Raw genomic sequence first — 20,733 nt, 5'->3', positions numbered from 1 at the left:
CTTAGTACGCCTGTTTGACGATCTCCTCGTAGAGCCGGGCCGTGCGCCGCGCGACGGCGTCCCAGCCGAACTCGCCCACCGCTCGCTCCCGTCCCGCCTCGCCCATCCGCCGCGCGGTCTCCGGATCACCGATCACGGAGTCGAGTGCCCGCGTGAGGCCGGTCTCGAACTCGTCGTCGAGGGGTACGAGCAGCCCGGTCCTGCCGTGGTCCACGACCTCGGGGATTCCGCCGACCCGGGAGGCGACGACGGGAGTGCCGCAGGCCATCGCCTCCAGGTTGACGATGCCGAGGGGTTCGTACACCGAGGGGCAGACGAACACGGCCGCGTGCGTGAGCAGCTGGATGACCTCGGGGCGCGGCAGCATCTGCGGGATCCAGTGCACGCCCTCACGGACCCGGCTCAGCTCCTCGAAGAGCTCCCGGAACTCCCGGTCGATCTCGGGGGTGTCCGGGGCGCCCGCGCACAGCACGACCTGCGCCGCCGGGTCGATGTCCCGCACCGCGCGCATCAGGTGCGGCACGCCCTTCTGCCGGGTGATGCGGCCGACGAAGAGCACGAACGGACGGTCACGGTCCAGACCGATGCGGTCCAGTACGTCGGTGCCGTGGTCGGGGCGGTAGAGGGCGGTGTCGATGCCGTTGTGCACGATGTGGACCTTGGCCGGATCCAGCGCCGGGTAGCTGCCGAGGATGTCCTCGCGCATCGCTCCGGATACGGCGATCACCGCGTCGGCGGACTCGATCGCGGTGCGCTCGGCCCAGCTCGACAGCGCGTATCCGCCGCCGAGCTGTTCGGCCTTCCAGGGGCGCAGGGGCTCCAGGGAGTGGGCGGTCATCACGTGCGGGATGCCGTGCAGGAGCTTGCCGAGGTGGCCTGCGAGGTTGGCGTACCAGGTGTGGGAGTGGATCAGTTCCCGGTCTTCGAGGCCCGCCGCCATGGACAGGTCCACGGAGAAGGTACGCAGCGCGTCGTTGGCGGTGTCGAGCGTGGACCAGGGCCGGTGCCGGATGACGCCGGCCGCCCTCTCCTTCACGGAGACCTCGCCCCAGCAGTGCACCTCCAGATCGACGAGGGCTCTCAACTCCCGGGCGAGAAACTCGACATGGACACCCGCGCCGCCGTACACGTCCGGCGGGTACTCCCGGGTCAGCAGGCCCACACGCACCCGGAACCCCCTTCTCAGAGCTGGTCGACTTCATGGTCACCCAGATGCGCCGCGCGGGGAAGAGCGCGGGGCTCGTGTGAAGCAACAGTCACCGCACACGCCACCGCCCGGCAACCGGTAGTACAGACAGCAGCTGCGGCGCCGCAGGGTGGTTCCGTCGAGCGTGCCGGCGAGCAGGGGGTGGGCGAGGAGTTCGGCCGCGAGAGCGCGGGCCCGGGCGGAGACGTCGGTGCGGCGGCCCAGCTGACGGGCGGCGCCCGCGAGCGCCGAGGCGGCGTTGCCCCACAGCAGTCCGGTGGCGAGCCGGTACTCGGCGTGCAGCGCCGCCGTGAGCGGTTCGAGGTGACCGTGCAGGACGACGTCGGCGATCGCCCCGGCATCGCCCGGGAGCGGCCGCACCGCGTCCAGCCACAGGTCGTCGGGCGCGCTCGCGTCGGGATCCCAGTGCAGCCGGTGCGGGGCGAGGTCCGGGATGTGGCCGTACAGGACCGCGCAGCCGAGCGCCACCGACCACAGCCGTGCCGCGAGGCCCTGGTGGGCGATGGAGGCGGCGATCCGCGGCTCGGGCGCGTTCAGGGCGTGGGCGACCTTCCGGACACGAAAAGTCATGGAATTTCCGTAAACATCCGAAGCCTGGTTCTCGTAGACTTGTGCGAGGGTCGGCAGCGCCGGGTGCGATGCCCCGGGGGCGCCGCCGATCGTCCGTAGTACGAAGAAGGCGCCGAGCGGTCGCAGTGCCGCGAGATCAGGGTCGAGGTCCACGACCAGCAGTAGTACCAAGACCCGTAGGGGAACCCACCAGGGGGCCTCCACCCCGTGTCACCCGTCTTGGGGAGGACACGGACCCTTTTGTACTCCATCGGCAGTAGGACCCATTGCCTGCTCAGGTACGACGACGGGAAGAACTTTTCACGGCATCGTGTTGGGCATGGAAGACGACAGTCCGTCGCGCCGGGCAGCCCGCCCTCGCCTCACGCAGAGGAGCAGCTCATGAGTGCCCTCGCGTTGTCCGTGCTCCTCTCCCTCGTCTCCGCCGTCGCCTACGCGGGCGGAGCGATCGTGCAGGAGCAGGTCGCGGTGTCGCACCCCGACGAGCACTACGCTCCGCTGCGCCGGCCGAGCTGGTGGGCGGCGGTCGCGCTCAACGGCCTCGGCGGACTGCTGCACGTGGTGGCGCTGGCCTACGGCCCGCTGAGCCTGGTCCAGCCGCTGGGCGCCCTGACGATCGTGTTCGCGCTGCCGATGGCCGCGCTGTTCGTGGGCCGCAGGGCCGGGGCCACCGCCTGGCGGGGCGCGATCATGGCGACGGTCGGTCTGGCCGGTCTGCTCTCCCTGGTGGGCACGTCCGACGCGCAGTCGCTGAGCACGGCCCAGCGGGTGTTCGCCGGGATCGTGACGGCCGCCGCGGTGGTATCGCTGATGATCGCGGGCCGTGCCGCGCACCGGCACCCGGTGGTCCGCAGCGTGCTGCTCGCGACCGCGTCCGGCATAGCGTTCGGCATGTCCTCGGTGTTCACCAAGACGGTCGCCGTCGACTGGAGCGGCGGCGTGTCGGCGGCGGACCTGCCCGCGCTGGCCGCGATCGGCGTCCTGGCCACGGCCGGACTGATGCTGTCGCAGGCCTCCTACCGCGGTGCGGGACTCGCGGCTCCGCTGGCCACGCTGACGGTCGTGAACCCGGTGGTGGCGGCCGCCGTCGGCATCACGATGTTCGGCGAGACCTTCCGCTACGGCGCCACGGGCACCATGCTCGCCCTGGGCTGCGGCGTGGTGGCGGCGGGCGGCCTGATCCTGCTGACGACGGAGCGGCTCCAGCGCACCCACGCGGAGCAGGAGCCCGCCGCGGCCCACAGCGCGGAGGTGTTCGTCCCGGCGCCCGCCGAGGACCCGACCCCCGCGGCACAGCGCGAAGGCATCCACGCCGAGCAACCGGCCGAAACAGCCCTGCGCGACAGCGCCCTCATCGAAAAGGTCACCGCCGCCCTGCGCGAGGACATGCTCGTCCCGGCCCCCGACCGCGCGGAGGTGTTCGTCCCCGCACCCGTCCAGGAGCCGATCCCCGCGGCACAGCACGAAGGCATCCACGCCGAGCAACCGGCCGAAACGACCCAGCGCGACAGCGCCCTCGTCGAAAAGGTCACCGCCGCCCTGCGCGAGGACATGCTCGTCCCGGCCCCCGCCGCGGCCGAGGCGACGCCGTCGGACGAGCCCCTGGAGCCGGGTGACGAGCTTCCGGTGTACTACGGGCCCTTCTACGGCGCCGCGTACTTCCCGATGCCGGTCCTCGACCGACACCGCATGCGTGTCAAATCCTGATGCCGCCGGTCCTGAGATAGGCCACCGGGTCGATGTCGGTACCGAAGCCGGGCCCCGTCCGCACCTCGAAGTGCAGATGCGGGCCCGAGCTGTTGCCGGTGGACCCGGACCGGCCGATGCGCTGCCCACCGCCCACCGTCTGGCCGGACTTCACGGAGATCGCGGACAGGTGGGCGTACTGCGTGTAGCGGCCGTCGGCGTGCCGGATCACTACCTGGTACCCGAAGGATCCGGCCCATCCCGAGCTGACCACCTTGCCGGCCGCCACCGCCTTCACCGTGGTCCCGGTGGGCACCGCGAAGTCGACGCCGGTGTGGTAGCCCTTCGACCAGACGGCGCCCGCCTTGCGGTAGGGGGTGCCGAGGGAGGCGTTCACGGGGGCGACCAGGCCCGTGTCCGTGGCCTTCTTCGTCGCCTCCCCGGTGTCGGAGGAGGTCTTCTTCGTCGAGGTGGTGTCGGCGGTGGTGGTCGTACCGGCGGTGGCCCGCAGTTTCAGCCGCTGCCCGGGCACGATCAGGTCGGGGTCGGCGCCGACGGTCCGGCGGTTGGCCGCGTACAGCCCGTGCCAGCCGCCACGGACCTTCTGGGCGTCGGCGATCCCCGAGAGCGTGTCGCCGCGGACCACCGTGTACATCTCGGCCGTTCCCGCCCGTGACTGCGGTGTGGTCTGCGGCTGGACGTCCTGGACGGAGGTCGTTTTCCTGGTCGTGCCCGTCGTCCCCGCCGGGTGGATGTCCGGGGCGGATCCGTCGCGGGTGAGTCCGGCCCGCACCGAGCACGTCGGCCAGGCGCCCGGGCCCTGCCCCCGCAGCACCTTCTCGGCGACGGCGATCTGCTGGTCCTTGGTGGCCAGATCCGCGCGCGCCGCGTACCGGGTGCCCCCGTACGACTCCCAGGTGGACCGGGTGAACTGGAGCCCGCCGTAGTAGCCGTTCCCGGTGTTGATGCTCCAGTTGGCGCTCGACTCGCACGCGGCGACCTTGTTCCAGATGTCCACGTCGGCCGCGTGGGCGGTGCCGGTGCCGATGAGCGGGACCGCGATGCCGACTCCGCCCGCGGTGACGGTGAGCGATGCGCGGTTGATCCTGTTCGGCTGATACCGGCGGTGCCGGCCGCGTACGGCCATGGAGGCCTCCCCCTAGACATGCGTCATGCGCCAGGAGGGGCAAAAGTAAGCGCTGCGAACAGGCCATGACAAGACGGCAACCAGCCGCCTCCGGCAGCGCACCGAACCGCCGCCCCCGGCTGAACACAACGAGCGGCCCGAACCGTATCCCTGGTGTGCGAACCGTCCCCCGACAAGCCAGGATGACCGGTGGACGATACTGACAAGCACGACCGGCAGCAGCGTTACATGACCAACGCGATCCACAGGATCTTTTGAGAGCAGGCGGTATGAGCACAACAGCGCAGATCGGCGTCACGGGCCTCGCGGTCATGGGCCGCAACCTGGCCCGCAACTTCGCCCGCAACGGCTATACGGTCGCCCTGCACAACCGGACCGCGTCGCGCACGCACGCCCTGGTCGAGGAGTTCGGGAGCGAGGGCGAGTTCGTCGCGGCGGAGACCGCCAAGGAGTTCGTGGCGGCCCTGGAGCGGCCGCGCCGGCTGGTCATCATGGTGAAGGCTGGCGAGCCGACGGACGCGGTGATCCAGGAGTTCGCGCCGCTGCTCGAGCCCGGCGACATGATCATCGACGGTGGCAACGCGCACTTCGCGGACACCCGGCGCCGGGAGCGCGACCTGCGCGAGCAGGGCATCCACTTCGTCGGCATGGGTGTCTCCGGCGGCGAGGAGGGCGCGCTTCTCGGCCCGAGCATCATGCCGGGTGGCCCGAAGGAGTCGTACGACTCTCTCGGCCCGATGCTGGAGAAGATCTCCGCGAAGGCGGCGGACGGTGCGCCCTGCGTGACGCACGTCGGTCCCGACGGCGCCGGGCACTTCGTGAAGATGGTCCACAACGGCATCGAGTACGCCGACATGCAGCTGATCGGCGAGGCGTACCAGCTGCTGCGGGACGTGGCCGGATACACCCCCGCGCAGATCGCCGACATCTTCCGCACCTGGAACACGGGCCGCCTGGACTCGTACCTGATCGAGATCACCGCCGAGGTGCTGTCCCACGTGGACGCGGCGACGGGCAAGCCGTTCGTGGACGTCGTGGTGGACCAGGCCGAGCAGAAGGGCACCGGCCGCTGGACGGTCCAGATCGCCCTCGACCTGGGTGTCCCGGTGTCGGGCATCGCGGAGGCCGTCTTCGCGCGGTCCCTGTCCGGCCACGCGGACCTGCGGGAGGCGTCCCGCGGTCTCGCCGGTCCCAAGGCGTCCGCCCTCTCGGAGTCCGAAGCGGGCGCCTTCGCGGACCGCGTCGAGCAGGCGCTGTACGCGTCGAAGATCGTGTCGTACACCCAGGGCTTCCACGAGATCTCGGCGGCCCGCGAGGAGTACGACTGGGACATCGACCTGGGTGCCGTGTCCGCGATCTGGCGCGGCGGCTGCATCATCCGCGCGGCCTTCCTGGACCGTATCCGGGCCGCGTACGACACCCGCGCGGACCTGCCGAGCCTGCTGTCCGACGACACCTTCGCCCAGGAGATCGCGTCGGCGCAGGACGACTGGCGTGACGTGATCATCGCGGCGACCCGGCAGGGCGTGCCGGTGCCCGGCTTCTCGGCGGCGCTCGCCTACTACGACGCGCTGCGCGCCGAGCGCCTGCCGGCCGCGCTCACGCAGGGACAGCGGGACTTCTTCGGAGCGCACACCTACCAGAAGGTGGGCCAGGAGGGGTCGTTCCACACGCTGTGGGGTGGAGACCGGTCCGAGGTGACCTCGTAAGAGGGCTTCTGAGGGTGCGTGAGGGCTGGTCGCGCAGTTCCCCGCACCGCTAGGGAGTAGGAGTGGGGCGGCACTCTCGTGCCGCCCCACTTTTCGATCTTTTCGTTCAGGTGAGCGGAGGACCCGGTTCCGGCGTCGGCAGCGGCTCCGGGCCGGGCGGGACGGGAGAGGGGTCCGGAGCCGGGTAGGGGCCCGGGGACGGTACCGGGGGCGAGGGGGGATCCGGGGTCGGGCCCGGTGTGGGACCTGGCGTGGGCCCCGGTGGGACCGGTTCGGGATACGGATTGGTCATCGTGTCCTCCAGCCTGTCGGTCGACGTCGGCTCTGGATCACTCCCCCGCGTACCCGTGAGCGGCGACGGCAGTCACCCGGTCGGAGGGCACCGGCGGGCGCTACGGGCACCCGCGGCTCAGAAACCCTCGGGGTGGGCCTTCAGCCAGTCCTTCGCCGCGCGCAGAAGCTCCGGGTCCGCCGCAGGGGCCTCGTCCGGGTGACGTTCGGCCCACTTGACGACGTACGGGCAGAGGGGGGCGACGGGAACGCCCTCGCGAGCCGCGATGGTGTAGAGCTCGCGGGCCAGGGAGCCCGCGATGCCCTTTCCCTCGTGGGCCGGTTCCACGATGGTGTGGACCGGGACCAGGGCGCGCCCGGGGGATTCGAGGACGAAGTACTGGATGTGGCCGACGACTTCGCCTCCCCCGGAACCGAGGGCCTCCAGGCGGCCGGCCTGTCGGTCGTCGCGGATCTCGATGTCGCTCATGGGCACGCTCCTGGTCCGAAGGTCGTCGAGCAGCAAGGTCAGGCCGGCACCGCCTGCGGGCTGCGCTCCTGGTCCGAACCCGGCACCGGCTCGGACGGATCGGCACCCAGGGCCACGATGCGGTTGTCACGGTCCACATGCACGACCCGGGGCCGCAGTGCCCGCGCCTCGGCGTCGGTCACCTGAGCGTAACTGATGATGATCACCAGATCTCCGGGGTGGACGAGATGGGCGGCGGCACCGTTGATGCCGATCACGCCGGAGCCTCGCTCACCCTCGATGACGTACGTCTCCAGCCGGGCGCCGTTGGTGATGTCGACGATGTGGACGAGCTCACCGGGCAGCAGGTCGGCGGCGTCGAGAAGGTCCGCGTCGATGGTCACCGATCCCACGTAGTGCAGGTCGGCCTGGGTGACGGTGGCTCGGTGGATCTTGGACTTGAACATGGTGCGCAACATCGGAGCACTCCTGAACGTAGGCTCCCTGCCCGCGTTCGTGCAGGTCAAGGGCTGTGGGGGGATTTTACTGCGGGTCCGGGCCCCCGCTCCGGCCCCGGACGCGTTCGTGACCATCGCCACAGCAGGGCAGGCTTCCGCACCCCGCGTCCCCGGGTCGAGAACTGCCATGACTAGCTCCCGCCGGACTGGTTACACGCCCCCGACACGACACCTTCACACGCGCCTCCGGGCGGGACGGGGGAATCGATGGCGACGCATACCGAACCGGTCTCCCCCGTCCCCGTGGCGGGGCGTCGGAGCAAGGGGCGCGTGGTGGTGTCCTGGCTGACCACCACCGACCACAAGAAGATCGGTCACCTGTACCTGATCACCTCGTTCTCGTTCTTCCTGGTCGGTGGGGCGCTGGCGATGGCGATCCGGGCGGAACTGGCCCGCCCGGGGCTGCAGTTGATGTCGACCGAGCAGTACAACCAGGCGTTCACGATGCACGGCACGATCATGCTGCTGCTCTTCGCGACGCCGACCTTCGCCGGGTTCGCCAACGCGGTCATGCCGCTGCAGATCGGCTCGCCGGACGTCGCCTTCCCCCGGCTGAACATGTTCTCGTACTGGCTGTTCCTCTTCGGCGGCCTGATCGTGCTCGGCAGCTTCCTCACCCCGCAGGGCGCCGCCGACTTCGGCTGGACCGCGTACACCCCGCTCAGCGGTCCCATCCGCAGCGGCTATGTGGGCGCCGATCTGTGGATCATGGGGCTGGCGCTGGCCGGGTTCGGCACCATCCTCGGGGCGGTCAACTTCATCACCACCATCATCTGCATGCGCGCCCCCGGCATGACCATGTTCCGGATGCCGATCTTCACCTGGAACGTGCTCCTGACCTCGGTGCTCGTCCTGCTGGCCTTCCCGGTCCTGGCGGCCGCGCTGCTCGCGCTGGAGGCGGACCGGCGTTTCGGGTCCCATGTCTTCGACGCCCAGTACGGCGGGCCGCTGCTGTGGCAGCACCTGTTCTGGTTCTTCGGGCATCCCGAGGTCTACATCCTCGCCCTGCCCTTCTTCGGGGTGATCAGCGAGATCATCCCGGTGTTCTCCCGGAAGCCGATCTTCGGCTACGTGGGGCTGATCGGCGCCACCATCGCCATCACCGGTCTCTCCGTGACCGTGTGGGCCCACCACATGTTCGCCACCGGGGCCGTACTGCTGCCGTTCTTCTCCTTCATGAGCTTCCTGATCGCCGTGCCGACGGGCGTCAAGTTCTTCAACTGGATCGGCACCATGTGGAAGGGCTCGCTCTCCTTCGAACCACCGATGCTGTGGGCGGCGGGCTTCCTCGTCACGTTCCTGTTCGGCGGCCTGACCGGCGTGATCCTCGCTTCGCCGCCGATGGACTTCCACGTCACCGACAGCTACTTCGTCGTGGCGCACTTCCACTACGTCCTCTTCGGCACCATCGTCTTCGCGATGTTCGGCGGATTCAGCTTCTGGTGGCCGAAGATGACCGGCACCATGCTCGACCACCGGCTGGAGCGGATCCACTTCTGGACGCTGTTCGTCGGCTTCCACACCACGTTCCTGGTCCAGCACTGGCTCGGCGCCGAGGGCATGCCCCGCCGTTACGCCGACTATCTCGCCGCCGACGGCTTCACCGCCCTGAACACCGTCTCCTCCGTCGGGGCCTTCCTGCTGGGCCTGTCCACGCTGCCGTTCCTCTACAACGTGTGGCGGACCGCGAAGAAGGGCGAGCGGATCGACGTGGACGATCCATGGGGATTCGGCCGCTCCCTGGAGTGGGCCACCTCCTGTCCTCCCTCGCGCCACAACTTCACCTCCCTTCCGCCCATCCGCTCCGAATCGCCGGCCTTCGATCTGCACCACCCGCGGACGGCGGAGCACGACCAGCGCAAACACGCCGGGAAGCGCGACGTCGTGGACGCCGAGGGCCACGAGCAGGGATGAGCGCATGAGCGCGTCCGTCCGGCCCGGCACCACTCCGGGCGCCCGTGCCGAGCCACTCAGGTCGATGTCCGTGTGCGCGCTGATCGGGGCGGCGGTGACGGCCGCGGTCGACGAGATCGTCTTCCACCAGATCCTGGGCTGGCACCACTTCTACGACCGCTCGACCACCGCCGTCGGCCTGCTCTCCGACGGACTGCTGCACACCGCCGAACTGCTGGGCCTGTGCGCCGGGTTCTTCCTCTACGCGGATCTTCGCCGCCGCCGTTCCCTCGCACCGTCCCACGCCCGGGCCGGACTGTTCCTGGGCATGGGTGCCTTCCAACTGTTCGACGGCGTCGTGGACCACAAGCTGCTGCGCCTGCACCAGATCCGCTACGGCGTGGACGTCACCCCGTACGACTGGGCCTGGAACCTCACCGGCCTGCTCCTGCTGCTCATCGGCGTGGGCCTCGCCGTGCGCGCTGCCCGGCACGGCACCGGCGGTCCGCCGGGATGACGCCGGCGCACCTCCACCCGGACCCGGGTCCGGTCGGGGCGGCCGTCTCCGGAGCCGCGCTGCTGGTGACCGTCGGCTATCTGGCCGCCGCACGACGGCTGCGCCGACGTGGGGACGCCTGGTCCCCTTGGCGGGACGTCTCGTTCGCCGTCGGGGGCGCGGGGACGGCGTGGGCGACGCCGGGAGGACTGTGGGGAGGACCGTTCACCCAGCACGTGGTCCAGCACCTGGTCGTCGGTATGGCGGCGCCGGTGCTGCTCGTCGCGGCGCGTCCCCTCACCCTCGCTCTGCGCGCCCTCCCGCCCGGCCGGATACGGCGGCTCCTCGTGTCCGTCGCGCACAGCGGTCCCGTCGGTCTGCTGCTCTGCCCTCCCCTGACGGCCCTCCTGGACGCCGGCGGTCTGTGGCTGCTGTACCGCAGCGAGCTGTTCGCGGTGACAGCACGGCATCCCCTGCTGCACGGCGTGGTGCAGCTGCACATGTCGATCGCGGGTCTCGTGTTCACCTACGCCGTCTGCGGGCTCGATCCCGTGCCCGCAGGCCGACGGTGGAGTCCCGTCGTGCGCGGCGCGACCGTACTGGCCGCCGGTGCCGCGCACGGCGTGCTGGCCCGGACCCTCTACACCCGCCCGCCGCCCGGCACCGGCTTCGCCCTCGCCGACATGCATCAGGGGTCCCGGTGGATGTACTACGGCGGCGACCTCGTGGAAGCGGGACTGGCGGTGCTGCTGGGGGTGGGCTGGTACACCGCTGCGGAACGGACCCGAGCCCGCGGCCACGCCAGGGGTGTCAGGGCGAGGCGGTCGATCGGTCCGGCCGGGGCACCCGGTGGTCAGGACACGACGCATCACAGGACTCCGGCAGCCGGAGGGCGATCATGAACATGACGGCACGGGCCTCTCGAGGCGGTCCGACCCGGCAGCAGCGGCTGGGGATCTATCTCAACGACCATCTGGCCGGCGCGACGGCGGGGGTGGAACTCGCCCGCCGCATGGCACACGAGCACCGCGATGCGCCCTACGGCGAGACCTTGGCGGACCTCAGCCAGGAGATCTCGCAGGACCGGCAGGCCCTGCTGCGTGTGCTGGCCGATCTCGGCGTCCCCGTCAGGCGGTACAAGGCGTACGGGGCGTGGCTGGGTGAGAAGGCCGGGCGGGTCAAGCCCAACGGCCGTCTGCTGCGCCGCTCCGGCCTGGCCGTGGTGATCGAGCTCGAGGCGCTGCGGCTGGGCGCGCAGGGCAAGGCGGCGCTGTGGCGCGGTCTGCTCGCCGCGTCGGCCCAGGACTCCCGTCTGGACGCCGACCGGCTGGAGGAGTTGCTGCGAAGGGCCGGGCGGCAGATCAGGACGCTGGACCCCCTGCACGCCAGGGCCGCCACGACCCTGCTGTTTCCCACGGCGCCGCCGGAGCCTCCCTCGGCAGCCGCTGGGGAGAACTCGGCACCGTGACACGGCCCGTGCGGCGGAGACGGCCCTCCGTCATCTGGCCGGTTCCACGACCGCACCATTCCCTCACCCCGGTTACACCCAATCTCCACGGGTACCCGCGCGCGGCCCCGTTCCGGCCCACAGCCGAGGAGACCCCCATGGGCTTCAACCCCCTGGAACACCGAGGAATCCCTCTGGACCGCCAGTTGCGCACCTGGCGGGAGCTCGACGTCGAGCCCGTCGACCCCGACCACGGCGACCCGTACACCAAGTGCCGGATCATCGCGATGAACGGCATCGAGATGGAAGCGATCCAGTTCAGCCACCAGTTCGCCCGTCACTGTCCCGACCTCGAGGTCAAACGGCAGCTGGCGGAGGTCCGTTACATCGAGCAGCAGCAGCAGAAGGCCGTCAACTGGCTGCTGCCCGGCCTCGCCTCGGTCCTGGAGACGACGATCTCCTACGAGCAGGTCGCGGTCGACCTCACGGGCTGGATCGCCCGCCACGAGCCCGACCCGTATCTCAAGCAGGCGTACGAGTTCGGCGTCCTGGAGGACTTCGACCACCTGTACCGGTACTCCAACCTGTACGAGATGATCGAGCACCGCAAGGCCGAGTCGATCGTCGAGGGCCTCACCGAGGTCATGCCGGGACGGCCGACCAAGTTCCACCACCGGCACCCGGCCGACAACGTGCGCGAGCCCTACGACCGGACGACGGTCGACCCGATCTCCCGGCTGCACGCGCTGACCATCATGGCGGCCGAGCAGCAGACCCTGAACTTCTACCTGAACGTCGGTCCCCAGTACATGGAGCCGATCGCCCGCCAGCTGTACCAGGAGATCGCCCTCGTCGAGGAGGAGCACGTCACCCACTACGAGTCCCTGGTCGACCCGGGCGAGACGTGGTGGGAGCAGCTCGTCAACCACGAGTACAACGAGTGCTACCTCTACCACTCCTTCATGGAGCAGGAGCCCGACCCCAAGGTGAAGGCGATCTGGGAGCTGCACCTGAACATGGAGCTCGAACACCTGCGGATCGCCTGCGACCTGATGCGCCGTCACGACGGCCGCGAGCCGCAGGAGATCCTCGCGCCGGAGCTGCCGAACGTCCTGACCTTCGAGGAGAACAAGCAGTTCGTGCGGGGTCTGCTGGACACCCAGATGGATCTGACGACCCTGGGCACCGGCTATGTCCGGGACGCCCACGAGCGCTTCCAGAAGATGCAGGAGCAGCTGCACGGCGGCGAGGAGCCGCCCAGTGAGCGGGTGATGGCCCAGCACCGGGAGACGTTCGGCCGCGAGTACCGCATCGAGTCGGAGGGCGAGCACCCGGACGTCGCCTCCCGGGAGAGGAGCTGACATGGCCGGGATCGCCGCGAGCGACGCCGATGTCGTCGCCCTGCTGATGCGTCAGCACGGTGACATCCGCAACCTCTTCGACGAGGTGGAGCGGACCTCCGGGGACGAGCGCCGGAGCGCCTTCCGGAACCTGATCCAGCTGCTCGCCGTGCACGAGACGGCCGAGGAGGAGGTCATCCACCCCTTCACCCGCAGCTCCGTGCCGGACGGCGCGCGGATCGTGGAGGAGCGGCTGGCCGAGGAGCGGGAGGCGAAGGAACTCCTGTCGCGGCTCGACGGGATGGACACGGACGACGCCAAGTTCCTTCCCGAGCTCCAGAGTCTGCGCACGGACGTGATGAAGCACGCCCGCGCCGAGGAACGCTACGAGTTCAACCACATCCGCCGTCACGCGGACAAGGCCCGGCTGTCCTCCATGGCAACCGCGCTGAAGGCGGCCGAGGCCATGGCCCCGACCCACCCCCACCCCGGCACCGAGTCGGCGGCAAAGAACATGGCCCTGGGACCGGTCGCCGCGCTGGTCGACCGCACCCGGGACGCCGTACGCAAGGCCATGGGCAAGGACGGCTGACCGGCCCCTTGCCCGACGGCACGATCCGACTCCTGGGCCGCGGCGTCGATGTGACCGCCGCGGCCCAGGAGTCGTGCGTCCGGTCCCGGGGTACCCGGTCCTCCGCCGATACGCGTGACCGGGGTGGTGGCATGGTGAACACCGGGAACACCGGGTGGATGCTGCGTCGGCTGATGCAGGACGCGCACACGGTGGCGCTGGAGCAGTTGCCCGGCCTCGTCGCCGGCCATGCCGCCACGGTCGGCCTGTACGACGTGGCCGTCTTCGCGGTCGACCTCCGCGAGACGCTGCTGCGGCAGATCACCGGCCACGGCCTCGACGCGGGGGCGGGCGGGGAACGGATACGCATCGACGGCACCCTGCCCGGGCGGGCCTATCAGCGGGTGGTCCTCGTCGCCGAACCGCAGCGCGTGACGCGGACACGGCGACGGTGGTGGGTGCCGGTGACCGACGGAGTCGAACGCATCGGGATCCTGCGGGCCGACTCGGAGGACGGTGACGAGAAGGCCGTACGGCGGGATCTGCGCGACCTTGCCTCGATGGTGGCGCTGCTCCTGCTCAGCAAGCGGCCCTCCAGTGACTCCTATGCCCGGCTTGTCCGTACCGAGGCGATGAACGTGGCGGCGGAGATGCAGTGGAAGCTGCTGCCCCAGCCCGCCTTCGCCGGCCGTGACGTGACCGTGGGTGCCGTGAGCGAGCCCGCGTACGAGATGGGCGGTGACGCCTTCGACTACGCCGTCAGCGACAGCACCCTGCATCTGGCGGTACTGGACGCCATGGGCCACGACACCACCGCGGGGATCACCGCCAACGTGGCGGTGGCCGCCTGCCGCAACGCCCGCCGCCAGGGCGCCACCCTGGCCGAGACCAGCCGGGCCGTCGAGGACGTCCTCGTGGCCCACTTCGGCACCAGCCGCTACATCACCGGCATCCTCGCCGACCTCGATCTCGACACCGGGCGCCTGACCTGGATCAACCGCGGTCACCATCTGCCGCTCGTCATCCGCGGCAACCGCTGGACCACCGAACTGGCCTGCCCGCCGGCCGGGCCGATGGGCGCCGACCTGGGCCTTCCGATCGTCGTCAGCCAACACCAGCTGGAGCCGGGCGACCGGCTGCTGCTGTACACCGACGGGGTCGTCGACGCCCGTGACGCCGGGGGGCGCCGGTTCGGGCGCGACCGGTTCGTCGACTTCGTCGTCCGTCACCACTCCGACCGCCAGACACTCCACGAGACCCTGCGTCGCCTCATGCACGCGGTCCTCGACCACCACCGCGGCGGCCTGGACGACGACGCCACCGTCCTGCTCGTCGAATGGCGTGCCGGTGACCAGCAGCGGCTCGTGCCCTGACCTGCCGGTGTCCTCAGGCCACGGCCTCGCTCGCCGCCGGGATCTCCGTCGGCCCGTCGCCGTGTGACGCGAACTGGGTCCGGTACAGCTCCGCGTACCGGCCGTCGAGCACGAGCAGTTCCTCGTGCGTGCCGCGTTCCACGATCTGCCCGTCCTCGACCACCAGGATCTGGTCGGCCGCGCGTACCGTCGACAGCCGGTGGGCGATCACGATCGCCGTCCTGCCCTCCAGTGCCTCGGTGAGTGCCTCCTGCACGGCGGCCTCGGAGGTGTTGTCCAGGTGGGCGGTGGCCTCGTCGAGGATGACGACGCGCTGGCGGGCCAGCAGGAGCCGGGCGATGGTCATGCGCTGGCGTTCGCCGCCGGAGAGCCGGTAGCCGCGTTCGCCGACCACGGTGTCGAGGCCGTCGGGCAGGGACCGTACGAGGCCGTCGAGGCGGGAGCGGCTCAGCGCGTCCCACAGCTCTGCCTCGTCGGCCTCGGGGCGGGCCAGCAGCAGGTTCGCGCGGACCGTGTCGTGGAAGAGGTGGCCGTCCTGGGTGACCATCCCGAGGGTCGCCCGCAGGGAACCGGCACTCAGGTCGCGGACGTCGACGCCGCCGATGCGGACGGCACCCTCGTCGACGTCGTACAGGCGGGGAAGCAACTGGGCGACGGTCGACTTGCCCGCGCCGGACGAGCCGACGAGTGCGATGGTCTGGCCGGGTTCGGCCCGGAAGGAGATGCCGTGCAGGACCTCGGCGCCGCCGCGGGTGTCGAGTGAGGCGACCTCCTCGAGGGAGGCCAGGGAGACCTTGTCGGCGGAGGGGTAGCCGAAGCGGACGTCCGCGAACTCGACGGCGACCGGTCCCTCGGGGACCTCGCGGGCGTCCGGCTTGTCCTCGATCAGCGGTTTGAGGTCCAGCACCTCGAAGACCCGCTCGAAACTGACCAGCGCACTCATCACCTCGACGCGGGCTCCGGCCAGCGCGGTGAGCGGGGCGTACATGCGGGTCAGGAGCAGCGCCAGGGAGACCACCGCGCCGGGTTCCAGGCTGCCGCGCAGGGCGAACCAGCCGCCGAGGCCGTAGACCAGGGCGAGGGCAAGGGCGGAGACCAGGGTCAGGGCGGTGATGAACACCGACTGGGCCGTGGCGGTCCGTACGCCGATGTCCGCCACCTGGCGGGCCCGGGCCGCGAACTCCACGGACTCCTGTTCGGGGCGGCCGAAGAGCTTGACCAGGGTGGCGCCGGGCGCGGAGAAGCGTTCGGTCATGCGGGTGCCCATGGCCGCGTTGAGGGTGGCCGCCTCCCGCTGCATCCGGGCCATCCGGCTGCCCATGCGGCGGGCCGGGATCACGAACACCGGGAGCAGCACGAGGGCGAGCAGGGTGATCTGCCAGGACAGGGTGAGCATCACCACAAGGGTGAGCAGCAGGGTGACCAGGTTGCTGACCACGCCGGACAGGGTGTTGCTGAAGGCGCGCTGGGCGCCGATGACGTCGTTGTTGAGACGGGAGACGAGCGCTCCCGTACGAGTGCGTGTGAAGAACGCGACCGGCATGCGCTGCACATGATCGAACACAGCCGTGCGCAGATCGAGGATGAGGCCCTCCCCGAGCGAGGACGACAGGCGTCTGGCGAGGATGCCGAGCGCCGCCTCCGCGACCGCGATGAGGGCGATGAGCAGGGCCAGGCGTACGACCGTGCCCTCGTCGTCGCCCGACACGATCGCGTCGACGATGTGTCCGGCCAGGACGGGCGTGGCGACGGCGAGCAGCGCGGACGCCACCCCGAGCACGACGAAGCGTGCGATGCGCGTGCGGTGCGGGCGGGCGAAACCGCCGATGCGGCGCAGGGTCGCTCGGGCGAAGGGGCGGCGTTCCTGCTCGGCGTTCATGACACTGTGAAGCTGTGTCCAGGCTGTGGTCTCCATGCTCATGGGGGACAACGTAGGACCTCAAGCGTCGTTGAGGTCAATGCCCGACCATCGACTGCCCGACCGAAGGACTCGATGACCGTACGTAAGACACTGGCCCCGCTTCCGCAACCCGCCGTTGGCGCGGTACGGAGAACCTCTCCGGGTGTGACAGCGGTAGAACTCCCCCAGGGACGCCCTCTCCAGCGCCTCCCCGCCCGTCGAATCCGCCAGATCCTGTGTCTGGTCCCGCTCCTGCTGGTCACCGTCGTCGCGGTGCGGCACCGGTCCGTGCTCTCCGAGGGCTTCGGGCATCTGCGGCACGCCGAGTGTCCGTGGCTGCTGACGGCGGTCGGTACCACCTGTCTGACCTGGGTGGCCGCCTCCTTCACCCGGCAGGGTGCCGTCGTGCAGCGGCTGCCCCGGCGGCGGCTGCTGGCCACGCAGTTCGCGGCGGGCGCGGCCAACCATCTGCTGCCGACAGGGCTCGGCGCGGGCGCGGTGAACCTGCGCTTCATGACCGTGTGCGGGGTTCCCCTGGCGCGCTCCTCGGCCGCCCTCGCCCTCTATCTGCTGGCGGAGTCGATCGGCCGGCTCGCCCTGCTGGCCGCGCTCTTCGTCGCCTTCCCCGACGCGCTACGGCTCGGCACGCTGCTGCCCGACGCGACGGCCGGTCCGCTGCTGCTGGGTCTGGGCACGGTGCTGGTGGTGGCCGTGGCCGTGCTCCTCGGCGTTCGCCGGGTCCGGACGGCCCTGTGCTCCTTCCTGCGGACCGCGCTGCGTGAGGCCCGCTCGGTGCACACCCGCCCGTCCCGGGCGCTGGCGCTGTGGGGCGGTTCCCTCGCCTTCCCCGCGCTCCAGGCGGCCGGCCTTGCCGCGGTGGGACAGGCGATGGGGCTGTCGGTGCCGCCCGTCCACATGGCCCTCGCCTACCTCGCGGCGACCTGCGCGGTGGCGCTCGTGCCGACGCCGGGCGGGGTCGGCTCGGTGGAGGCGGCTCTGGTGGTCGCGCTGGTGGCGGCCGGCGGTCCGGTGGCCGTGGCCACGGCGGTGGTGCTCGCCTACCGGATCATCACGGTCTGGGTGCCGCTGGTGCCGGGCGCGCTGACGCTGGGCGCGCTGGTCCGGCTGAAGGTCATCTGACCGGGCGGCACGGGGCATTCGCCGTCCGGCGAAGGGGATTGTTTTCAGCCGGGTCCGTGGAACCCGGGCCGGTGAAGCGAGCCCAGCGGACGGACCGCTGTGACGTGGGTGACGGTGGACACGAGGAAACCCGTGTCCGTCACCCGGCCGCGAGCAGGCAGAACACGTCGAGGACATCGTCCGAAACCCGGCGATCCGCCGCCCGGCCAGGTACGAACTCCCGTACCGGATACGGCAGGATGAGCGGTCGCGTCGGCCACGGAACCTTCACACGGCCGACGCGCTCGCACTTCCCGCACTTTCGAACAGGTGGCAACGTGACGGCATTTCAACGGGATCTCACCATGGACGACATGGTCGGCGCCGGCATCGCCATGGTGGCGGGCCTCTTGGCGGCGTTCCTGCTGCGCATGCTGCTCAAGTGGCTCGGCAAGCACGCGGACCGCACCAAGTGGGGCGGTGACGACGTCATGGTGGCCGCTCTGCGGACCGTGGTGCCCTCGGCTGCGATCGCGGGCGGTGCGGCGGTCGCCGCGGCGGCCCTGCCGCTGACCAAGGGGGTCCAGCACACCGTCAACCAGGTGCTGACCGTGCTGCTGATCTTCGTCGTCACGGTGGCGGCGGCCCGGCTGGTCGCCGGTCTCGTGCGGACGGTCACCACGTCCCGCTCCGGGGTCGCCGGCTCGGCCACGATCTTCGTCAACATCACCCGGGTGCTGGTCCTCGCGATCGGCTTCCTGGTGGTGCTCCAGACCCTCGGCATCTCCATAGCGCCCCTGCTCACCGCGTTGGGCGTCGGCGGTCTGGCGGTCGCGCTGGCCCTTCAGGACACCCTCGCGAACCTCTTCGCGGGCATCCACATCCTGGCCTCCAAGACCGTCCAGCCCGGCGACTACATCCGTCTGAGCAGCGGCGAGGAGGGCTACGTCGAGGACATCAACTGGCGTCAGACGACGGTCCGCGCGCTCTCCAACAACCTGATCGTCGTCCCCAACGGGGAGCTCGCCAAGACGAACATGACCAACTTCATGCGTCCCGAGCAGCAGTTGACGATCCTGGTGCAGGTCGGGGTGGCCTACGACAGCGATCTGGAGCACGTCGAGCGGGTCACCTGCGAGGTCGTCGCCGAGGTCATGACGGAGGTCGAGGGCGCGCTCCCGGAGCACGAACCGCTGGTCCGCTTCCACACCTTCGGTGACTCCCGGATCGGCTTCACGGTGATCCTGGGCGTCGGGGAGTTCAGCGACCAGTTCCGGATCAAGCACGAGTTCATCAAGCAGCTGCACAAGCGCTACCGCCAGGAGGGCATCCGGATTCCGGCGCCCACGCGGACCGTTGCCCTCCAGCAGGGGTCGGTGTCGATTCCGCACCAGCGTGGCCATGAGACGGTGATCGAGCCGGGCGAGGTGTCCGCCGCCCGGCTCGACTGACAGGACCGGCCTGACCGGATCGGCCTTACAGGGTCGCCGAGTTGTCGTGGGAGCCGCTGGGCCGGCTCTGCGGTGTGCGCAGGGTCGACACCACCGGGGTCACGGTCCAGTCCGGGTGGCCGGGCATCCGCGGGGTCTTCGTGCCGTAGAGCCAGTCCCGCAGGAAGCCGGACTGGTCCGTGCCGGAGACCTCCGAGGCGACGGCGATGTAGTCGTCCGTCGAGGCCGAGGAGTTGCGGAAGCGCTCCAGGAAGGCGAGCTCGATGGCGCTGAAGACCGTCTCGCCGACCTGCTGGCGCAGCGCGTACAGGACGAGGACGCCGCCGAGGTAGCGCTGGCTGTCGAAGAGGTTGGCCTCGTTCGGCGCCGCGACCGGGCCCGAGGACTTGCGCCACTGGTCGCCGCGCGCGTACGTGTCCTTCATGCGCGCTTCCATCGTGGTGAGGCCGAGGGAGTCGGTCCAGCCGCGCTCGTAGCGGTACAGCAGCCCGTAGAAGTCGGCGTGGCCCTCGTTGAGCCACAGGTCGGCCCAATTGGCGGGGCTGACGCTGTTGCCGAAATAGGAGTGGACCAGCTCGTGCATCATGTGCGAGCCGATGCTCTTCTCGGCCTGGAGCAGGAAGTTCGGCTTGTACAGGGTGAGGGTCTGGGTCTCCAGGCCGGTGAAGTCGAAGGCGTTGGCGTCGTCGGAGTTGCAGGGCAGAAGGCCGTAGGTCTCGAACGGGAAGGCCCCGAGCCGCTGTTCGAGCCAGCTCACCAGGTTCGGGGTGAGGGCGAGCGCGGGCTCCAGGGCGGTGGCCCGGGCGGCCGGGACGACGTCCCGGAGCGGCAGTCCGTGCGGGCCTGCCCGGTCCTTGATGACGTAGTCGCCGACGGTGATCTGCACGAGCTCCGTGGCGATGGGCTCCCGGGAGCGGTAGCAGTACGCGGTCCGCCCGTCGGCGAGGTCCTCCGTGCTCACCAGGTGGCCGCTCGCGACACCCTTGAGGCCGGCCGGGACGGTGACGCGGAAGGTGAAGTCCGCCTTGTCCAAGGGGTGGTCGTTGCACGGGAAGACGGTGTGGGCGGAGTTCGGCTGGGGGCAGATCGCGAACCCGTCCGGCGTGGGGACCCAGGCGGTGTGGGCGAGGGAGCGGCGCGGGTCGGCCGAGTAGGCCACGACGACGGTGACCGTCTCCTCGGCGGACAGCGGGCCGGCGGGAGTGATCCGCAGCTTCTCGCCGACCTGCTCGAAGACGGCCGTCGCGCCGGCCACGCGCACGGTGCGTATGTCCAGGCCCAGGGCGTCCAGGGAGAGACGGCTCAGCTCCTGGCCGGCCGTGACCTTCAGGGTCGCCGTCGCGTCGACGAGCCGGGTCGTGGCGTCGTACGCGATGTCCAGGTGGTACGCGAAGACGCGGTAACCGTCGTTGCCGAGGTCGGGGTAGACGGAGTCCCCCAGGGTCTCCGGGCCAGGCGTGCCGGTCTCCGCGTCCGCGTGCGCCGGGGAGGCCACGGACAGGGCCGCCATCGTGCCGAACAGAACCGCCGGGGCCGTCACTCTGGTGCGATATCTCATGGTCCGCTT

18 protein-coding genes are annotated in these 20,733 nt (G+C 70.6%); 11 read left to right on the top strand and 7 right to left on the bottom strand.

Annotated elements, in window-relative coordinates; all coding sequences use genetic code 11:
* Position 1 precedes the first annotated feature (1 nt).
* Positions 2–1,168 (bottom strand): glycogen synthase, encoded by a 1,167-nt coding sequence (gene glgA / locus ACFYRX_RS22710; RefSeq protein ID WP_389102496.1) that lies wholly within the window; start codon positions 1,166–1,168, stop codon positions 2–4.
* Positions 1,169–1,204: 36 nt separating this feature from the next.
* Positions 1,205–1,948, bottom strand: coding sequence for a (2Fe-2S)-binding protein (locus ACFYRX_RS22705; RefSeq protein WP_389102494.1), 744 nt, complete (start codon positions 1,946–1,948; stop codon positions 1,205–1,207).
* A 210-nt stretch (positions 1,949–2,158) separates the two neighbouring features.
* Here ACFYRX_RS22705 and ACFYRX_RS22700 point away from each other — a divergent pair, with 210 nt between their 5' ends.
* Positions 2,159–3,484: a DMT family transporter gene (locus tag ACFYRX_RS22700; protein WP_389102491.1), complete on the top strand. Its 1,326-nt coding sequence runs from the start codon at positions 2,159–2,161 to the stop codon at positions 3,482–3,484.
* On the opposite strand, the gene ACFYRX_RS22695 is transcribed toward ACFYRX_RS22700, so the two are convergent.
* A complete protein-coding gene (locus tag ACFYRX_RS22695) occupies positions 3,474–4,610 on the bottom strand; it encodes a transglycosylase family protein (protein ID WP_389102488.1) in 1,137 nt (378 codons plus the stop codon). The two genes, ACFYRX_RS22700 and ACFYRX_RS22695, sit on opposite strands and share 11 nt — an antisense overlap.
* Before the next feature lie 269 nt (positions 4,611–4,879).
* Here ACFYRX_RS22695 and gndA point away from each other — a divergent pair, with 269 nt between their 5' ends.
* On the top strand, positions 4,880–6,319 hold the full coding sequence (gene gndA, locus ACFYRX_RS22690; RefSeq protein WP_389102485.1) for an NADP-dependent phosphogluconate dehydrogenase: 1,440 nt from the start codon (positions 4,880–4,882) through the stop codon (positions 6,317–6,319).
* Positions 6,320–6,728: 409 nt separating this feature from the next.
* Here the strand turns inward: gndA and ACFYRX_RS22685 are convergent, their stop codons facing one another.
* Complete coding sequence (locus ACFYRX_RS22685) at positions 6,729–7,079, bottom strand: GNAT family N-acetyltransferase (protein ID WP_389102482.1); 351 nt, start codon at positions 7,077–7,079, stop codon at positions 6,729–6,731.
* A gap of 38 nt (positions 7,080–7,117) precedes the next feature.
* Entirely contained in the window at positions 7,118–7,537 is a 420-nt protein-coding gene (gene panD, locus ACFYRX_RS22680; protein ID WP_389102481.1) for an aspartate 1-decarboxylase, read from the bottom strand.
* A 246-nt stretch (positions 7,538–7,783) separates the two neighbouring features.
* Between panD and ctaD the strand changes: the two genes are divergently transcribed.
* From ctaD to ACFYRX_RS22645, 7 genes are all read left to right on the top strand, one after another.
* On the top strand, positions 7,784–9,490 hold the full coding sequence (ctaD, locus tag ACFYRX_RS22675) for a cytochrome c oxidase subunit I (RefSeq protein WP_389102478.1): 1,707 nt from the start codon (positions 7,784–7,786) through the stop codon (positions 9,488–9,490).
* Between the two features lie 4 nt (positions 9,491–9,494).
* Positions 9,495–9,986, top strand: coding sequence for a DUF2243 domain-containing protein (locus ACFYRX_RS22670; RefSeq protein ID WP_389102475.1), 492 nt, complete (start codon positions 9,495–9,497; stop codon positions 9,984–9,986).
* Positions 9,983–10,867: a cytochrome c oxidase assembly protein gene (locus tag ACFYRX_RS22665; protein WP_389102473.1), complete on the top strand. Its 885-nt coding sequence runs from the start codon at positions 9,983–9,985 to the stop codon at positions 10,865–10,867. Before ACFYRX_RS22670 ends, ACFYRX_RS22665 begins: the two co-directional genes overlap by 4 nt.
* A complete protein-coding gene (locus ACFYRX_RS22660; RefSeq protein ID WP_389102470.1) occupies positions 10,864–11,433 on the top strand; it encodes a hypothetical protein in 570 nt (189 codons plus the stop codon). Before ACFYRX_RS22665 ends, ACFYRX_RS22660 begins: the two co-directional genes overlap by 4 nt.
* Before the next feature lie 137 nt (positions 11,434–11,570).
* The gene (locus ACFYRX_RS22655) at positions 11,571–12,773 is read left to right on the top strand and encodes a hypothetical protein (RefSeq protein WP_389102467.1); all 1,203 of its coding nucleotides are present in this window, start codon (positions 11,571–11,573) and stop codon (positions 12,771–12,773) included.
* A gap of 1 nt (position 12,774) precedes the next feature.
* On the top strand, positions 12,775–13,344 hold the full coding sequence (locus ACFYRX_RS22650) for a hemerythrin domain-containing protein (RefSeq protein ID WP_389102464.1): 570 nt from the start codon (positions 12,775–12,777) through the stop codon (positions 13,342–13,344).
* Between the two features lie 131 nt (positions 13,345–13,475).
* Positions 13,476–14,696 (top strand): PP2C family protein-serine/threonine phosphatase, encoded by a 1,221-nt coding sequence (locus tag ACFYRX_RS22645; RefSeq protein WP_389102461.1) that lies wholly within the window; start codon positions 13,476–13,478, stop codon positions 14,694–14,696.
* A 13-nt stretch (positions 14,697–14,709) separates the two neighbouring features.
* Here ACFYRX_RS22645 and ACFYRX_RS22640 read toward each other — a convergent pair whose 3' ends face one another.
* Positions 14,710–16,611, bottom strand: coding sequence for an ABC transporter ATP-binding protein (locus ACFYRX_RS22640; RefSeq protein ID WP_389102743.1), 1,902 nt, complete (start codon positions 16,609–16,611; stop codon positions 14,710–14,712).
* A 150-nt stretch (positions 16,612–16,761) separates the two neighbouring features.
* Between ACFYRX_RS22640 and ACFYRX_RS22635 the strand changes: the two genes are divergently transcribed.
* Both ACFYRX_RS22635 and ACFYRX_RS22630 read left to right on the top strand, forming a co-directional pair.
* Positions 16,762–17,736 carry a YbhN family protein gene (locus tag ACFYRX_RS22635; RefSeq protein WP_389102458.1) on the top strand — a complete coding sequence of 325 codons (975 nt, stop codon included), beginning with the start codon at positions 16,762–16,764 and terminating at the stop codon, positions 17,734–17,736.
* 344 nt (positions 17,737–18,080) lie between these two features.
* Positions 18,081–19,166, top strand: coding sequence for a mechanosensitive ion channel family protein (locus tag ACFYRX_RS22630; RefSeq protein WP_389102740.1), 1,086 nt, complete (start codon positions 18,081–18,083; stop codon positions 19,164–19,166).
* 25 nt (positions 19,167–19,191) lie between these two features.
* Here the strand turns inward: ACFYRX_RS22630 and ACFYRX_RS22625 are convergent, their stop codons facing one another.
* A complete protein-coding gene (locus ACFYRX_RS22625; protein WP_389102455.1) occupies positions 19,192–20,724 on the bottom strand; it encodes a M1 family metallopeptidase in 1,533 nt (510 codons plus the stop codon).
* Between the last annotated feature and the right edge of the window lie 9 nt (positions 20,725–20,733).

Source organism: Streptomyces sp. NPDC005374 (assembly GCF_042872225.1).
Classification (GTDB): domain Bacteria; phylum Actinomycetota; class Actinomycetes; order Streptomycetales; family Streptomycetaceae; genus Streptomyces.
This window is presented reverse-complemented; position numbering and strand designations above follow the sequence as displayed.

What these genes read in the sequence shown, in the direction of transcription:
- panD (WP_389102481.1), bottom strand. Translation starts at nt 7,537, where the DNA reads ATGTTGCGCACCATGTTCAAGTCCAAGATCCACCGAGCCACCGTCACC.
- ACFYRX_RS22695 (WP_389102488.1), bottom strand. Translation starts at nt 4,610, where the DNA reads ATGGCCGTACGCGGCCGGCACCGCCGGTATCAGCCGAACAGGATCAAC.
- ACFYRX_RS22625 (WP_389102455.1), bottom strand. Translation starts at nt 20,724, where the DNA reads ATGAGATATCGCACCAGAGTGACGGCCCCGGCGGTTCTGTTCGGCACG.
- ACFYRX_RS22655 (WP_389102467.1), top strand. Translation starts at nt 11,571, where the DNA reads ATGGGCTTCAACCCCCTGGAACACCGAGGAATCCCTCTGGACCGCCAG.
- ACFYRX_RS22670 (WP_389102475.1), top strand. Translation starts at nt 9,495, where the DNA reads ATGAGCGCGTCCGTCCGGCCCGGCACCACTCCGGGCGCCCGTGCCGAG.
- ACFYRX_RS22665 (WP_389102473.1), top strand. Translation starts at nt 9,983, where the DNA reads ATGACGCCGGCGCACCTCCACCCGGACCCGGGTCCGGTCGGGGCGGCC.
- ACFYRX_RS22685 (WP_389102482.1), bottom strand. Translation starts at nt 7,079, where the DNA reads ATGAGCGACATCGAGATCCGCGACGACCGACAGGCCGGCCGCCTGGAG.
- ACFYRX_RS22650 (WP_389102464.1), top strand. Translation starts at nt 12,775, where the DNA reads ATGGCCGGGATCGCCGCGAGCGACGCCGATGTCGTCGCCCTGCTGATG.
- ctaD (WP_389102478.1), top strand. Translation starts at nt 7,784, where the DNA reads ATGGCGACGCATACCGAACCGGTCTCCCCCGTCCCCGTGGCGGGGCGT.
- ACFYRX_RS22700 (WP_389102491.1), top strand. Translation starts at nt 2,159, where the DNA reads ATGAGTGCCCTCGCGTTGTCCGTGCTCCTCTCCCTCGTCTCCGCCGTC.
- ACFYRX_RS22660 (WP_389102470.1), top strand. Translation starts at nt 10,864, where the DNA reads ATGAACATGACGGCACGGGCCTCTCGAGGCGGTCCGACCCGGCAGCAG.
- ACFYRX_RS22640 (WP_389102743.1), bottom strand. Translation starts at nt 16,611, where the DNA reads ATGGAGACCACAGCCTGGACACAGCTTCACAGTGTCATGAACGCCGAG.
- gndA (WP_389102485.1), top strand. Translation starts at nt 4,880, where the DNA reads ATGAGCACAACAGCGCAGATCGGCGTCACGGGCCTCGCGGTCATGGGC.
- ACFYRX_RS22630 (WP_389102740.1), top strand. Translation starts at nt 18,081, where the DNA reads ATGGACGACATGGTCGGCGCCGGCATCGCCATGGTGGCGGGCCTCTTG.
- ACFYRX_RS22645 (WP_389102461.1), top strand. Translation starts at nt 13,476, where the DNA reads ATGGTGAACACCGGGAACACCGGGTGGATGCTGCGTCGGCTGATGCAG.